Origin of the sequence: Corynebacterium kalidii, from assembly GCF_022869005.1 — a bacterium.
In the GTDB taxonomy this organism is placed as follows: Bacteria; Actinomycetota; Actinomycetes; order Mycobacteriales; family Mycobacteriaceae; genus Corynebacterium; species Corynebacterium kalidii.
Genome location: NZ_JALIEA010000012.1, coordinates 303,211 through 317,234 on the forward strand (window position 1 = coordinate 303,211; position 14,024 = coordinate 317,234).

Annotated in this window: 12 protein-coding genes; all 12 read left to right on the forward strand. The window is 69.3% G+C overall.

Going from position 1 to position 14,024, the window contains the following annotated elements; translation table 11 throughout:
* The first annotated feature begins 20 nt into the window (after nucleotides 1–20).
* The 12 genes from MUN33_RS07170 (at nucleotide 21) to era (ending at nucleotide 14,017) form a co-directional block, all read left to right on the forward strand.
* A complete protein-coding gene (locus MUN33_RS07170) occupies nucleotides 21–2,216 on the forward strand; it encodes a M3 family metallopeptidase (RefSeq protein ID WP_244804218.1) in 2,196 nt (731 codons plus the stop codon).
* A 132-nt stretch (nucleotides 2,217–2,348) separates the two neighbouring features.
* Nucleotides 2,349–2,564 (forward strand): hypothetical protein, encoded by a 216-nt coding sequence (locus MUN33_RS07175; RefSeq protein ID WP_244804219.1) that lies wholly within the window; start codon nucleotides 2,349–2,351, stop codon nucleotides 2,562–2,564.
* Nucleotides 2,565–2,828: 264 nt separating this feature from the next.
* Nucleotides 2,829–4,655 (forward strand): AMP-dependent synthetase/ligase, encoded by a 1,827-nt coding sequence (locus MUN33_RS07180; protein ID WP_244804220.1) that lies wholly within the window; start codon nucleotides 2,829–2,831, stop codon nucleotides 4,653–4,655.
* A 156-nt stretch (nucleotides 4,656–4,811) separates the two neighbouring features.
* Nucleotides 4,812–5,477 carry a hypothetical protein gene (locus tag MUN33_RS07185; RefSeq protein ID WP_244804221.1) on the forward strand — a complete coding sequence of 222 codons (666 nt, stop codon included), beginning with the start codon at nucleotides 4,812–4,814 and terminating at the stop codon, nucleotides 5,475–5,477.
* A gap of 78 nt (nucleotides 5,478–5,555) precedes the next feature.
* Nucleotides 5,556–6,785 carry a radical SAM family heme chaperone HemW gene (gene hemW / locus MUN33_RS07190; RefSeq protein WP_244804222.1) on the forward strand — a complete coding sequence of 410 codons (1,230 nt, stop codon included), beginning with the start codon at nucleotides 5,556–5,558 and terminating at the stop codon, nucleotides 6,783–6,785.
* 46 nt (nucleotides 6,786–6,831) lie between these two features.
* Complete coding sequence (gene hrcA, locus MUN33_RS07195) at nucleotides 6,832–7,866, forward strand: heat-inducible transcriptional repressor HrcA (protein WP_244804223.1); 1,035 nt, start codon at nucleotides 6,832–6,834, stop codon at nucleotides 7,864–7,866.
* Between the two features lie 86 nt (nucleotides 7,867–7,952).
* Nucleotides 7,953–9,098 (forward strand): molecular chaperone DnaJ, encoded by a 1,146-nt coding sequence (dnaJ, locus tag MUN33_RS07200; protein ID WP_244804224.1) that lies wholly within the window; start codon nucleotides 7,953–7,955, stop codon nucleotides 9,096–9,098.
* A 3-nt stretch (nucleotides 9,099–9,101) separates the two neighbouring features.
* Complete coding sequence (locus MUN33_RS07205; protein ID WP_244804225.1) at nucleotides 9,102–9,893, forward strand: 16S rRNA (uracil(1498)-N(3))-methyltransferase; 792 nt, start codon at nucleotides 9,102–9,104, stop codon at nucleotides 9,891–9,893.
* Between the two features lie 61 nt (nucleotides 9,894–9,954).
* Nucleotides 9,955–11,031, forward strand: coding sequence for a PhoH family protein (locus MUN33_RS07210; protein ID WP_244804226.1), 1,077 nt, complete (start codon nucleotides 9,955–9,957; stop codon nucleotides 11,029–11,031).
* Entirely contained in the window at nucleotides 11,028–11,621 is a 594-nt protein-coding gene (ybeY, locus tag MUN33_RS07215) for an rRNA maturation RNase YbeY (protein WP_244804227.1), read from the forward strand. Before MUN33_RS07210 ends, ybeY begins: the two co-directional genes overlap by 4 nt.
* Nucleotides 11,614–13,020, forward strand: a complete 1,407-nt coding sequence (locus MUN33_RS07220) for a hemolysin family protein (protein WP_244804228.1) — start codon at nucleotides 11,614–11,616, stop codon at nucleotides 13,018–13,020. Before ybeY ends, MUN33_RS07220 begins: the two co-directional genes overlap by 8 nt.
* Nucleotides 13,013–14,017, forward strand: a complete 1,005-nt coding sequence (era, locus tag MUN33_RS07225; protein WP_244804229.1) for a GTPase Era — start codon at nucleotides 13,013–13,015, stop codon at nucleotides 14,015–14,017. Before MUN33_RS07220 ends, era begins: the two co-directional genes overlap by 8 nt.
* The last annotated feature ends 7 nt before the right edge of the window (nucleotides 14,018–14,024 follow it).

The following is a 14,024-nucleotide window of genomic DNA, read 5'->3' on the forward strand; positions in this document are numbered from 1 at the left end:
ACGGCGTTAAGCTGGCGGGCATGACCGGTCACAAACCCCAGCACAATCATCAGTACAGCCCGCTGCTCGCCCCGTCCGAACTCGACCACGAGCTGCCGGACTTCGCCGCCGTCGACGTCGCCGATCTGGTGCCGCTGTTCCGGACCGGTGTCGTCGACCACCGGGCGGAGATCGCCGCCATCGTCGCGAACCCGGAGGAACCCACCTGGGAGAACACGATGGACGCCCTGGAAGCCAGTGGGCAGCTGCTGGACCGCGTCCTCGCCATCGTCGGGAACTACGCCGGGACCGACGCCACCGAGGACGTCATCGCCGTGGAGGAGACCATCGCGCCGGAGTACGCCGGGCACGTCAGCGCCATCAACATGGACGCCGGACTGTTCGCCCGGGTGAGCTCCCTGCCCGCGCAGCCCGAGGGGAGCGAGAACGAAGCGTTGCTGACGTACTGGCTACGGCGGTTCCGCCGGGGCGGGGCGATGCTCGACGAGGCCGGACGTGCCGAAATGGGGTCGATCGACGCCCGCCTGGCGGAACTCTCGACCAGATTCGGTCGCAACGTCGTCGACGCGGCCGAGACCGGCGCGGTGCTGTTCACCGAGGAGAGCGAGCTTGCCGGGCTCGGTGACGCGCACAAGGCCCGGCTGGCGCAGGACGCCGCGGACGCAGGCCAGGACGGGTGGCTCGTGCGGCTCGGCCTGCCGAGTGTGCAGCCGGTGCTCGAGGAACTCGACAGTCCCGCGGCCCGGGCCCGGGTCCACGAGGCGTCCCTGCGACGTGGCTCGACAGGGGAGACGGACAACTCCGGTGTCCTCCTGGAGATCGTCCGCCTGCGTGCCCGTCGCGCCGAACTGCTGGGGTACGCCAACCACGCCGAGTACGTCGTCGAGGAGGAGACCGCCGGGTCGCTCGCCGACGTCGACGACCTGTTGGCACGGCTCACGCCGGCGGCGGTGGCCAACGCCGAGGGCGAGTACAAGAGGGTGCTCGACAAGGCACGGACGGCAGGCGCCGACGGCGCTGGGGACGGTGCGGACGGCGTGCAGGTCAGTGGGGCGGACTGGCCGTACTGGGCCGCGAAGCTGCGCGCCGAGGAACTCGACGTCGACGACGAGGAGCTGAAGAAGTACTTCCCCCTGGATCGGGTGCTGGAGGACGGGGCCTTCTTCGCCGCCCGGCGTCTGTACGGCATCACCGTCGAGCGGCGGGAGGACCTCGTCGGCTACCACCCGGACGTGCAGGTCTGGGAGGTGCGGGAGGCGGCAGCTGCCACCGGTGGTCCCGCATCGGCGGATGCGCCGGGGGAGCCGGTCGGTCTGCTGTTGACCGACATGTACGCCCGGCCCACCAAGCGAGGTGGGGCGTGGATGAGCAGTTTCGTCGAGCAGAACAACCTGCTGGGCCAGACGCCGGTGGTGGTCAACGTCCTCAACATCGCCAAGCCGGCGGCCGGGGAGCAGGCGTTGCTCACCCCGGACGAGGTGGCGACCGTGTTCCACGAGTTCGGCCACGCGCTCCACGGCTTGCTCTCCGACGTCCGGTACCCGAGTCTGTCGGGGACCAACGTCCCGCGTGACTTCGTCGAGTTCCCCAGCCAGATCAACGAGAACTGGGCGCTGGAGCCGGAGATCCTGGCCAACTACGCCCGGCACGTCGACACCGGCGCGCACCTGCCGCAGGAGATGGTGGCGGCGGTCCGGTCCCAGGCGGCCTGGGGCCAGGGGTTCGCCACCTCCGAGTACCTCGCCGCCTGCTGGCTGGATCTCGCGTGGCACCGGCTCAGCGTCGAGGAGGCCGAGGCGGTCACGGACGTCGAGGCGTTCGAGGCCGAGGCGCTGGCGTCCGCAGGGGTCGGCCGGGACGTGCTGCCCGCCCTGGCGCCGCGGTACTCCTCGGCGTACTTCAACCACATCTTCGCCGGCGGCTACTCCGCGGACTACTGGAGCTACCTGTGGGCCGAGGTGCTCGACGCCGACGGCTTCGAGGGGTTCGTCGACACCGACGCCGCACGGGGTGCGGCGGGCGCTAACGCACATGTCGGCGATGTGCCGGCGATCGACCCCGACGACGTCCGTTTCGCCGGCGACCGGTTCCGCCGGATGATCCTGTCGCGCGGGGCGACCATCGACTACGACGACGCCTTCTGGATGTTCCGGGGCAAGCAGCGCAGTGTGGAACCGCTGCTGCGACGTCGGGGGCTGGCCGGGTCCCTGGATTAGTGGTCCCTGGATTAGTGGTCCCCGGATTAGTCGTTCCCGGACCAGTGGTGCCCGGACCGGTGCCGGGTCGCGTGGTGGGGTCGGCTACCGGGACTGCGTCCGCGGGCGGTCCGGCAGGTAAACTCGACGCCTGTGACTGACGGCATTGAACAATGGGTCCTCGATCTGCCCCTGTGGCTGCAGACCCCGTTGACTCTGGTCGTGCTGGTACTGGTGGCGTCGGCCGTGGCGGCCGCGATGATCAAGGTCGCCTTCGGTGTGCTGCCGGCGACCGAGGACGAGCTACAGGCCTTCGGGTCGGCGGATGTTCCCGCCGGCGCGGACCATGACGAAGGAGAGACACGGTGAAACACCATTCCAGGGTCAGGCAGGCCCTCATTCTGCTGCTCGTACTGCTGGTCGTGGGCTGGATCGTGACCTACTTCGTCTGAGCCCGTCGTCTGAGTCGGCGTTCCGGCCGGTGACCCGGCCGGTGTCGCAGTCGGTGCGCGCCCCGGGTTTCCTGTTTTTGTAACCCCGGTTACAGGAGTCGGCTAGGATCATGCCCTGGAACACACCGGTTGTCTTATGTGACGTGGACGACCCTATTGATATCACACTGATTGGAGAGACATGCAGGAGTACTCCTCGGAGGCGCTGTACACCGTCGGCGAGAATGAGACCTGTCTGACCGTGCTCAGGGACAACACCCTGAAGCGTCCCCAGACGATCCTGTACAGCCGTCCCCGGAAGTTCGAGTGGGTCGACGTACGGGCGGACGAGTTTCTCCGAGAGGTCTACGACGTCGCCAAGGGGCTGATCGCCAACGGCGTCGAGTTCGGTGACCGTGTCGCGCTGATGTCGGACACCCGGTATGAATGGTCGCTGCTCGACTACGCCATCATGGCCGCGGGAGCGGTGTCGGTGCCGATCTACCCGTCGTCGTCCACCTCGCAGTGCGAGTGGATCGTGCAGGACTCGGGCGCGAAGCTCGGTATCGCCGAGAAGTCCGGGCACGCAACCCGCCTGCGCACCTTCGTCAAGGAGGGTGAGCCGGTGGAGGGGACCGCACACCTCACCCGCGTGCTGTCCTTCAACGAAGGCGCCGTCGACACCCTGGTCGCCGACGGACGGGACCTGTCCGACGACGTCGTCGAGGAGCGCATCGCCCGGACGACGTCGTCCGACCTCGCGTCGCTGGTGTACACCTCCGGCACCACCGGACGCCCCAAGGGCTGCCGCCTGCTGCACTCGAACTGGCTGGGCGAGGTGCGTGCCATCCTGACCAACCCCATCGGCGGAATCGCGGTGGTGGGGAACCGGACGCTGACCTTCCTGCCCCTGGCACACGTGCTCTCCCGTGCCGTCTCGCTGGCCTGCACCCTCGGTGAGGCCACCCAGTCCCACTGGGCGGACATGTCGACGCTGGTCCCGGAGTTCCAGCGCTCCCAGCCGCACCTGATCTTGGGTGTGCCCCGGGTCTTCGAGAAGGTCCACGCCGGTGTCAAGGCCAAGGCCACTGAGGGTGGCGGTGTCGGCGCGAAGATCTTCCCGCTGGCGGAGAAGGCGGCCGTGGAGTACTCCAAGGCACTGGACACCGCGTCCGGGCCGACGCTGGGGCAGAAGATCCGCCGCACCGTCTTCGACAAGCTGGTCTACGGCAAGGTCAAGGCGGCGATGGGTGGCGAGCTGCAGTACTGCATCTCCGGTGGTTCCGCCCTCAACCCGGAGTTGATGCACTTCTTCCGCGGTATCGGCGTGCGTATCTACGAGGGGTACGGCATGACCGAGACCACCGCGGCGATCGCGGTGAACTTCGAGCCGGACAACATCATCGGCACCGTCGGCAAGCCGGTCGGAGGCAACACCATCCGCATCGCGGACGACGGCGAGATCCTCATGAAGGGCTCGGTCGTCTTCGACGGCTACTGGAGGAACGAGGAGGCGACCCGGGACTCCTTCACCGAGGACGGCTTCGTCATCTCCGGTGACCTCGGCGAGCTCCTGCCCACCGGGCACCTGAAGATCACCGGCCGGAAGAAGGAGATCATCGTCACCGCCGGCGGTAAGAACGTGTCCCCGGGGCCGCTGGAGGACATCCTGCGGTCGGCGCCGCTGATCTCCCAGGCCATGGTCGTCGGCGACAACGAGAAGTTCGTCGGCACGCTGATCACCCTGGACGAGGACGCCCTCGTCGGCTGGCGCAGGCGCAACGGGATCAACGCCGACACCCCGGTCAAGGAACTGGCCAAGAACCCGGTGCTGCGCGCCGAGATCCAGGACGCGGTCAACGAGGCGAACGACACGGTCTCGCACTCGGAGGGTATCAAGAAGTTCCGCATCTGCGCCCGCGACTTCACCGAGGAGGACGGCGAGGTCACGCCCTCGATGAAGGTGAAGCGGCACGCCGTGTCGGAGCATTTCGCCGACGACATCGCCTGGATCTACACCTCGAAGTAGGCCCGGACCAGGGAGTGTCCGGCGCCCTCCCAATTATCGCCACAGCCCCGGCCCAGCCTCCCTGGGTCGGGGTTCTCCGTGTCCTACACTGTCTTTCAGTCGCGACCCCTGACATGCCGCCGACGAGTTCCGTGACGCCGCTGAGAGGAGCCATACGTGCACGACGCCGCCCGCCTGCGACTGCGCGAGCTCACCCAGGGTGTCTACGACATCGGCGACGAGGTCGCCGAACTCGTCGAGAACCTCGCCGAGGCCATGGCGGACTGGGACGAGGAGCTGGTGGACGACTGTCTGCTGGAGCTCTCCGAGGCTGTGGCGCAGGGACGCTCGGAGGTCCGCGCCGCCCTGGCCGAACTCAACGGCCTGCGCCAGGCGTTCGTCTCCGGTATCCGCTCCGGGTCCCTGTCGGCGTCCACCGTCGTCGACAACCACCCGGGCAGGACGCTGTCGTTCCTGCGCGACCACGCGGTGACCCCGGTGGAGGCGGCGCCGTCGCCGATGGTGAGCACGGCGACGCTGCGGGTGAACCTGCGGCGCCGTAACTCCGAGCTCACCGACCTGCTCGAGGACCTGGCTGAGTGGACGGTGGAGCAGACCCGTCTGGCGGTCGAGGAGCAGAGCGTGCTGTTGCCGCAGTCCCTGGCCCGGGCGGACAAACACGCCCGCGAGCTCGTCACCCGGTGGCGCGCCGAGGTCATCGGCGAGCACCCGGCGCTGGTCGCGGAGTTGCGCGGGGAGGCGCCACCCCGGTTCCTCGCTGAACGTGCCCGGGTAGAGCAGGTGCTCGCGAAGATCCGTACGCGCCGCGTCGCCGCCGGCTGACCCCTCGCCGTCCCCGGGTACCGACTCGGTCGGCGGACCGGTTCGGTGGTGTGCCGCCGGACCGATAGCATGGTGCCAATGACCTCCATTCCTGACGACCGGTACGGCCTGTACATCCATGTGCCGTTCTGCAGCACGAGGTGCGGATACTGCGACTTCAACACGTACACCCCGGGTGAATCGGGGTCCTCCTCGATGTCGACGTACCTCGGTGCGCTGGAGGCGGAGCTCGAGCTCGCCGCAGCGGACTGGGACCGCAGCGGCCCGCCGTCGACGGTCTTCCTCGGCGGCGGGACGCCGTCACTGCTGGGGGCGGACGGCCTGGTCCGGATTCTGGCTGCGGTGAAGCGGACGCTCGGCCTGGCACCGGGAGCCGAGGTCACCACCGAGTCGAATCCGGAGTCGACCTCGCCGGCGTTCTTCGACGCCCTGCTGGAGGCGGGCTACACCCGCATCTCCCTGGGGATGCAGTCCGCCGCCGGGCACGTCCTGAAGGTCCTGGACCGCGCCCACACCCCGGGGCGGGCCACCGAGGCGGCCGGCGAGGCGCTGGCCGCGGGCTTCGAGCACGTCAACCTCGACCTGATCTACGGGACCCCCACCGAGACCGACGACGACCTCCGGCTCACCCTCGACCGGGTCCTGTCCACCGGGGTGGACCACGTCTCCGCCTATTCACTGATCGTGGAGGACGGCACGGCGATGGCCCGTAAGGTGCGCAAGGGGCTGCTGCCGCAACCGGACGAGGACGTCTACGCCGACCGCTACGAGATGATCGACTCGGCGCTGCGTGCGGCGGGGATGCAGTGGTACGAGGTGTCGAACTGGTCGCGCCCGGGCGGGGAGTGCCGCCACAACATGGTCTACTGGCGTTCCGGCCAGTGGTGGGGTGCCGGTCCCGGTGCCCACGGTTGTGTCCGGCTGGTGGACGACCCGGCCAGCGGGCGTGGTGTGGACCGTGACGGTGTCGTCGACGCCAGCGGGGTGACGCGCCTGGTCAACGCGAAGTTGCCGCGACGCTACGCCGAGGCGCTCGGCGCCGGGACGAGCCCGGTGGCGACGGTCGAGCCGTTGTCGACCGGTGACCTGCACACCGAGCGGGTGATGCTGGGACTGCGTCTGCGTGAAGGCCTGCCGGACGAGCTCCTCGCCGCGGGTGCCGGTGCGGTGGAGCGGCACGTCGGGCTGGGGTTGCTGGAACGCGCCGGAGGACGGACGCGGTTGACTGACCGTGGACGCCTGCTGGCGGACGGGATCATCACCGACATCCTGCTCGCGGAGGACGTGTCCGGGGGTCCGGTGGCATAATGATGGCGGCAGAACCCACAGCGACAGCAGGAGAGGAGTGGGCCGGATGGCGGGCAAGGCGATGAGCGGTACGGAGCGACGACGGGCCGACGTGCTGCACGCCATCGTCGCCGACTTCATCGCGACCCACGAGCCGGTCGGGTCGAAGGCCCTGGTCGAGCGTCACAGCCTGGGGGTGTCGTCGGCGACGATCCGCAACGACATGGCGGTGCTGGAGTCGGAGGGCTACATCATCCAGCAGCACACCAGTTCCGGACGGATCCCCACCGAGAAGGCCTACCGCACGTTCGTGGACGGGATTGCCCAGGTCAAGCCGCTGAGCCGTGCGGAACGTCGGGCCATCCTGGGCTTCCTGGAGGACGGGGTCGACATGGAGGACGTGCTGCGCCGCAGTGTGCAGCTGCTCGCCCAGCTGACCCGCCAGGTGGCTGTCGTCCAGATCCCCGACCTCAGGCGCGGGCAGGTCAAGCACTGCGAGATCGTGCAGCTCGGCGACAGCCGGCTGCTGCTGGTGCTGATCACCGACGCCGGCCAGGTCGAGCAGCGCAACGTCGACCTGGGTGAACCGCTGGCCGAGGAGGACCTGCCGAGACTGCGGCAGCTGATCAACGAGACCCTGGTCGGCCACACCCTCGACGACGCGTCGGCGGCCATCGCCGAGATGGCGGCCGGCGACGACGAGCGGGTGCCGCCGACGTTGCGTTCACCGGCGTTGGCGTGCGCGACGGTCCTGGTGGAGACCATGCTGGAGCGTCCCACCGACCGGCTGATCCTGGCCGGGACGCCGAACCTGGTGCGCGCGGGGGACCTGGACAGCGTCCTGGAGGCCCTGGAGGAGCAGGTCGTGGTGCTCCGGCTGCTGTCGGCGGCCCGTGACCACGGCGTCAGCGTCACCATCGGTGAGGAGAACGGCACCGCCGAGCTGCAGTCCGCCGCCGTGGTGTCCACCGGTTACGGCACCCGCGAGGGTGTGATGGGGGGCATGGGTGTGCTGGGGCCGACCTACCTGGACTATCCGGGAACGATCAGCTCCGTGCAGGCGGTGGGGCACTACGTCTCCCGCATTCTCGCCGGAGAGTAGGACGTACTACACTTGTCGGGGTGATTTCCGGGACTCGCCCCGAGCCCCGGACAGACTTCGATTACGGTGAGAAGGAATAAGCCACCTTGGCACGTGACTACTACGGAATTCTCGGCGTCGGCAGTGACGCGTCGGACGCCGAGATCAAGAAGGCCTACCGACGCCTGGCCCGCAAGTACCACCCGGACGTCAACCCGTCCGACGAGGCGGCGGAGAAGTTCCGCGAGGCGTCCCTGGCGCAGGAGGTCCTGACCGACCCGCAGAAGCGTCGGATCGTCGACGCCGGCGGCGACCCCGAGGAGCAGGGGCCCGGTGCCGGCGGCCCCGGTGGCTTCGGCGGCGGCGGATTCGGGGACATCTTCGACGCCTTCTTCGGTGGGGGTGCCGGTGGTGCGGGCGGCGGACCGCGGGTGTCGCGGGTGCGGCCCGGGAACGACGCCCTCCTGCGCCTCCAGCTCACCCTGGACGAGTGCTTCGCCGGTGTCACCAAGGACGTCACCGTGGACACCGCCGTCCTGTGCGAGGAGTGCGACGGTTCCGGCTCGGAGTCGAAGTCGGACCCGGTGACCTGCCCGACCTGCCACGGTCAGGGCCAGGTCATGGAGATCCAGCAGTCGATCCTGGGACGTGTCCAGGTCGCCCGGGCCTGCCCGCGGTGCCAGGGTGTCGGCGAGATCATCGAGGACCCCTGCCAGGAATGCGCCGGCGACGGCCGGGTGCGTGCACGCCGGGACATCGAGGTCAAGATCCCCGCGGGCATCCGCGACGGTATGCGGATCCGCATGTCCGGCGAGGGCGAGGTCGGCCCGGGCGGCGGTCCCGCCGGCGACCTCTACGTCGAGGTGCAGGTCAAGGAGCACCCGTACTTCCTGCGTGACGCCGACGACCTGCATGTCACGGTGAACGTCCCGATGGTCGACGCGGCACTGGGGACCACGGTGGAGGTGCCGCTGCTCGACGACACGGTGGCCACCGTCACCGTCGACCCGGGTACCCAGCCGGAGGCCGTGGTGCGGGTGAAGGGCAAGGGTATGCCGCACCTGCGCCGGGAAGGCCACGGCAGCCTCATCGCCCATGTCGACGTCACGGTTCCCTCGGAACTCGACAAGAAGCAGCGGGACCTGCTGGAGCAGTTCCGCGGCGCCTCCAAGCAGGTCGCCGGCCTGCAGTCCAGCGCGGACGAGCGCTCCGGCGGGTTGTTCTCCCGGCTCCGCCAGAAGTTCGGACGGTAACCGGTGACGGACCCGGTCTTCGTCGTCCCCGACCTCGTGGCCCAGCTGGCCCGGGTCGGGGACACCGGCACGTTCACCCTCCCTGACGCGGAGGCCCGCCACGCCTCGGTCAAGCGGATCCGGCAGGGGGAGGCCGTGGTGGTGACCGACGGTTCCGGTACCGGGGTCGCCGGGTACTGGAACGGCGGCGGTACCGTCGCCGGCACCCACCGGATCGCCGGACGTGAGCCCCGCCCCCGGGTGACGGTGGTCCAGGCGATCCCGAAGTCGGAGCGTGCCGAGCTGGCGGTCGACCTCGCCGTCCAGGCCGGCGCGGACCGGATCATCCCGTGGCAGGCGGACCGCTGTGTGGCGCGCTGGACCGGCGGGAAGTCGGACAAGTCCGACAAGGCCCGGGCACGGTGGACGGCGACGGCTGTGGCGGCGATGAAGCAGTCGCGGCGGCTCTCCGGGGCCCATGTCGGTGACCTGCTCACCGACATCGGCGACCTGCACGACCACCTCGCCGCACGGCCGTGGGAGGGGCCGTCGGACCCTACGGTGCGGATCCTGGTCCTGCACGAGGAGGCGGCGACGCCGCTGGCGCAGGTCGACCTCGACGTCGACGAGGTCGTCCTCGTCATCGGGCCGGAGGGCGGTGTCAGCGACCGTGAGATCGACGCGGTCACCTCCGCCGGTCCCGGACGTGAGCCTGGTCAGGCCGTCGTCCTCGGGCCCGAGGTGCTGCGGACCGCGACGGCCGCCGCGGTGGCACTGGGAGCTGTCGGGGTGCTCACCTCACGGTGGGGACGCTAAGCTTCATGTATCAGCACGTGGCCACGTGCCCCCTACCGTCACAGGAGAATCCGGAAGTATCTTGAAGCAACCACCACGACGTATCGCCTCCACCTCCGTCGAACTCGACCCGGACACCGCGCAGACGGTGTCGGGGCTCGCCGACGAGAACTTCCGGATCATCGAGGACCATATCGACGCCGACCTGCTCAGCAGGGGGAACCACGTGACCCTGCGCGGTGAGGCGTCCCAGGTGGCCCGTGCCCGCCGCGTCCTGCGTGAGCTCGAGGCCATGGCCGCCCGGGGTTCGGAGGTGAGCCCGGACCTCACCCGTCGCACCATCGACCTCGTCGACGAGACGGACCGACGGGCCGACGCGCAGGCCCGCGAGTCGCTGCCGGCGGACGCGGCCGTCCCGTCGGGCGGGATGGCGTCGGTGACCGGCGAGGTCATCGTCGAACACCGGGGCAGGGTGATCCGCCCCAAGACCGTCGGCCAGCGCAGCTACGTCGACGCCATCGACGCCTCCACCGTGGTCGTGGGCACGGGCCCGGCCGGTACCGGCAAGACCTACCTCGCCGTCGCCAAGGCGGTGCAGGCGCTGCAGAAGCGGGAGGTCAACCGGATCATCCTCACCCGTCCGGCCGTGGAGGCCGGCGAGAAGCTCGGCTTCCTGCCCGGCACGCTCGGCGAGAAGATCGACCCGTACCTGCGTCCCCTCTACGACGCGCTGCGGGACATGCTGGACTCCGAGTCCATCCCGCGTCTCATCGAGTCCGGCGTCATCGAGGTCGCCCCGCTGGCGTACATGCGCGGGCGCACCCTCAACGGGGCCTTCGTGATCCTCGACGAGGCGCAGAACACCACCCCGGCCCAGATGAAGATGTTCCTGACCCGGCTCGGCTTCGGGACGAAGATCGTGGTCACCGGCGACCTGACCCAGGTCGACCTGCCGCACCACCAGGCCAGTGGGCTCAGCGTGGCACACCGGATCCTGTCCGGCGTCGACGGGGTCACCGTGACGGAGTTCGACACCACCGACGTGGTGCGTCACCACCTGGTGGGACGGATCATCCAGGCCTATGAACGTTACGAGGCGGAGCAGGCCGCGGACGCGGAACTGGCGCGCCAGGACCGCGAGGAGAGGAAGAACCGGTGAGCATCGAGGTATTCAACGAGTCAGGGTTCGGCGAGGTCAACGAGGAGGAGCTGATCGACGTCGCGCGCTTCGCGCTGTGGAGCCTCGACGTCCACTCGTCCGCGGAGCTGTCGATCCACATCGTGGACCTGGAGACCATCGCCGACCTGCACGTGCGGTGGCTGGACCTCCCCGGCCCCACGGACGTGATGAGTTTCCCGATGGACGAACTGACCCCGGGCTGGGGCCGTAAGGACGGCCCGCCTCCGGGACCGGGCGTGCTCGGCGACATCATGCTGTGCCCGGAGTTCGCCCGAGGACAGGCGGAACGCGCCGGCCACGGACTGGCCCATGAGCTCGACCTGCTGACCGTACACGGTGTGCTCCACCTGCTCGGGTTCGACCATGCCGTTCCCGACGAGGAGCAGCGCATGTTCGCCCTCCAGAACGAGATCCTCGTCAACTGGTACGACTCGCAGGCGGAACGGGGCATCAGTTTCGGGCCGAAGCCCAGTGGGGCCGCGGCGTTCCCCAGTGCATCGGACGCCGGCACGGACCGGTGGGTCAACCCGGTCCCGCCGCCGTTCAGTGAGCCGCCCACCGATGACTGACGCGGCGGTCGTCGTCTCCGCGGTCGTGGCGCTGCTGGTCGTCCTGCCTTTCGCCGGGGTGCTGTCGTCGGTGGAGACCGCCCTGGGCTCACTGTCGGTGGCCCGGGTGGAGGCCCTGGTCAAGGACGAGAAGCCCGGGGCGCCACGGTTGCTGAGGGTCGTGCAGGACCGGCCCGACTACATCAACCTGCTGGTCCTGCTGCGTACTGCCTGCGAGGCGTCCGCGGCGGTGCTCGTCACGGTCGTCGCCCTGGGTGTGCTGGGAGACCGCGGTTCGTCGGTCGCTGTCGCGGTGACGGTGGTCACGCTGCTGATCTACGTGGTCGTCGGCGTGGTGTCCCGCACGGTGGGACGTCGCAACCCCTACAGTGTCTCGTTGCGCTCGGCGACGGTGCTGGTGGTGGTCCGCAGGGTCCTCGGTCCATTGTCGAGGGTGCTGGTCTGGTTCGGCGGTGTGGTCACCCCGGGCCGTGGTCTGCGTGCCGGTCCGTTCTCCACGGAGATCGAGCTGCGCGAGATGGTCGACATCGCCCAGGAACGTGGCGTCGTCGAGGTCGACGAACGTCGGATGATCCAGTCGGTCTTCGACCTGGCGGACACCACCGCCCGGGAGATCATGGTGCCGCGCCCGGAGATCCTGTGGATCGAGGACGACAAGACCGCCGCCCAGGCGGTGCGCCTGTGTGTCCGTTCCGGGTTGTCGCGTGTGCCGGTCGTGGGGGAGAGCGTCGACGACGTCCTCGGCGTGGTCTACCTCAAGGACCTGGTGGCCGCCACCTACGACGCCTCCGCCACGGCACGCGCGCTCCCGGTGCGTGACCTGATGCGCGAGCCGGTGTTCGTCCCGGACTCCCGCAACCTCGACGACCTCCTGGAGGACATGCAGCGTGACCAGGTGCATATCGCCGTCTTGGTCGACGAGTACGGCGGGACTGCGGGGCTGGTCAGCATCGAGGATATCCTGGAGGAGATCGTCGGCGAGATCAGTGACGAATACGACGACGGCGACGACGTCCCCGTGGAGAGGATCTCCGACGGGGTCTACCGCGTGGAGGCGTGGACGAGCCTCGGTGACCTGGCCGAGTTGTACGAGGACGTCGACCTGGAGTTCTCGGACGAGATCCTGGACGAGGTCGACACCGTCGCGGGCCTGGCCGCCTACCAGCTCGGGAAAGTCCCGTTGCCGGGGGCCGAGCTCGACATCGCCGGGCTGCACCTGACCTGCGAGGGTGGTCGCGACCGACGCGGCCGGATCAAGGTGCGCACCGTGGTCGTCGCCGGCCCGACGACACCCGCACCCACCCACGACGACGTTCACGAGGACTCCCGCACGGGGTCCGGACAGACACCGGACGAGGACGTTCCGGACGACACCAGAGACAGGACCGACCATGAGTGAAAAGCCCGACTTCCCGGAGTTCCCGGAGTTCCCCGACTTCCCCGACGAGGCGGACCTGCCGTCCGACGCCGTCGCGGCGGCTCCCGTCGACTTCAGCGCCCCCGAGGGGTTCCGGAGCGGGTTCGTGAGCTTCGTCGGACGCCCCAACACCGGGAAATCCACCCTCACCAACGCCCTGGTCGGTGAGAAGATCGCGATCACCGCCGACCAGCCGGAGACCACGCGTCACCCGATCCGCGGCATCGTGCACCGTCCGGACTCGCAGATCATCGTCGTCGACACCCCCGGGCTCCACCGGCCGCGCACCCTGCTGGGCGAGCGGCTCAACGAGGTCGTGAAGGAGACCTACGCCGACGTCGACGTCATCGGGTTGTGCGTCCCCGCCGACGAGAAGATCGGACCGGGTGACCGGTGGATCCTCGACGCGGTCCGCTCCTCGGCGCCGAAGACCCCGGTCGTCGGCATCGTCACCAAACTGGACAAGGCATCCAAGGACCAGGTCGGTGCACAGCTGATGGCGCTGCACGACCTGTTGGACGGGGGAGAGGTCGTGCCGGTCTCGGCCACCGGCGAGGTGCAGCTCGACGTCCTGCTCGACGTGCTCACCCGCCTGCTGCCCGAGGGGCCGAAGTTCTACCCGGACGACCACGTCACCGACGACGACCGCGACACCCGGATGTCGGAGCTGATCCGTGAGGCGGCGCTGTCGGGGCTGCATGACGAGCTGCCGCACTCCGTCGCCGTCCAGATCGACGAGGTGCTCCCGTCGCAGGACCGGGACGGTGTGCTGGACGTCCATGCCGTGATCTTCCTGGAGCGCGAGGGACAGAAGCGCATTCTGCGGGGTAAGGACAACCGCCGGTGGGGACGGATCATCCACAACGCCAGGCAGAGCCTGATCGACCTGGTCGGGCAGAACGTCTACCTGGATCTGCGCATGAAGGTGGCGAAGAACTGGCAGTCCGACCCCAAGCAGTTGGGCCGCCTGGGGTTCTGAGTGCCCG

Coding starts and splice junctions, on each gene's coding strand:
- MUN33_RS07170 (WP_244804218.1), top strand. CDS start 21: ATGACCGGTCACAAACCCCAGCACAATCATCAGTACAGCCCGCTGCTC.
- MUN33_RS07180 (WP_244804220.1), top strand. CDS start 2,829: ATGCAGGAGTACTCCTCGGAGGCGCTGTACACCGTCGGCGAGAATGAG.
- hemW (WP_244804222.1), top strand. CDS start 5,556: ATGACCTCCATTCCTGACGACCGGTACGGCCTGTACATCCATGTGCCG.
- hrcA (WP_244804223.1), top strand. CDS start 6,832: ATGGCGGGCAAGGCGATGAGCGGTACGGAGCGACGACGGGCCGACGTG.
- MUN33_RS07220 (WP_244804228.1), top strand. CDS start 11,614: ATGACTGACGCGGCGGTCGTCGTCTCCGCGGTCGTGGCGCTGCTGGTC.
- era (WP_244804229.1), top strand. CDS start 13,013: ATGAGTGAAAAGCCCGACTTCCCGGAGTTCCCGGAGTTCCCCGACTTC.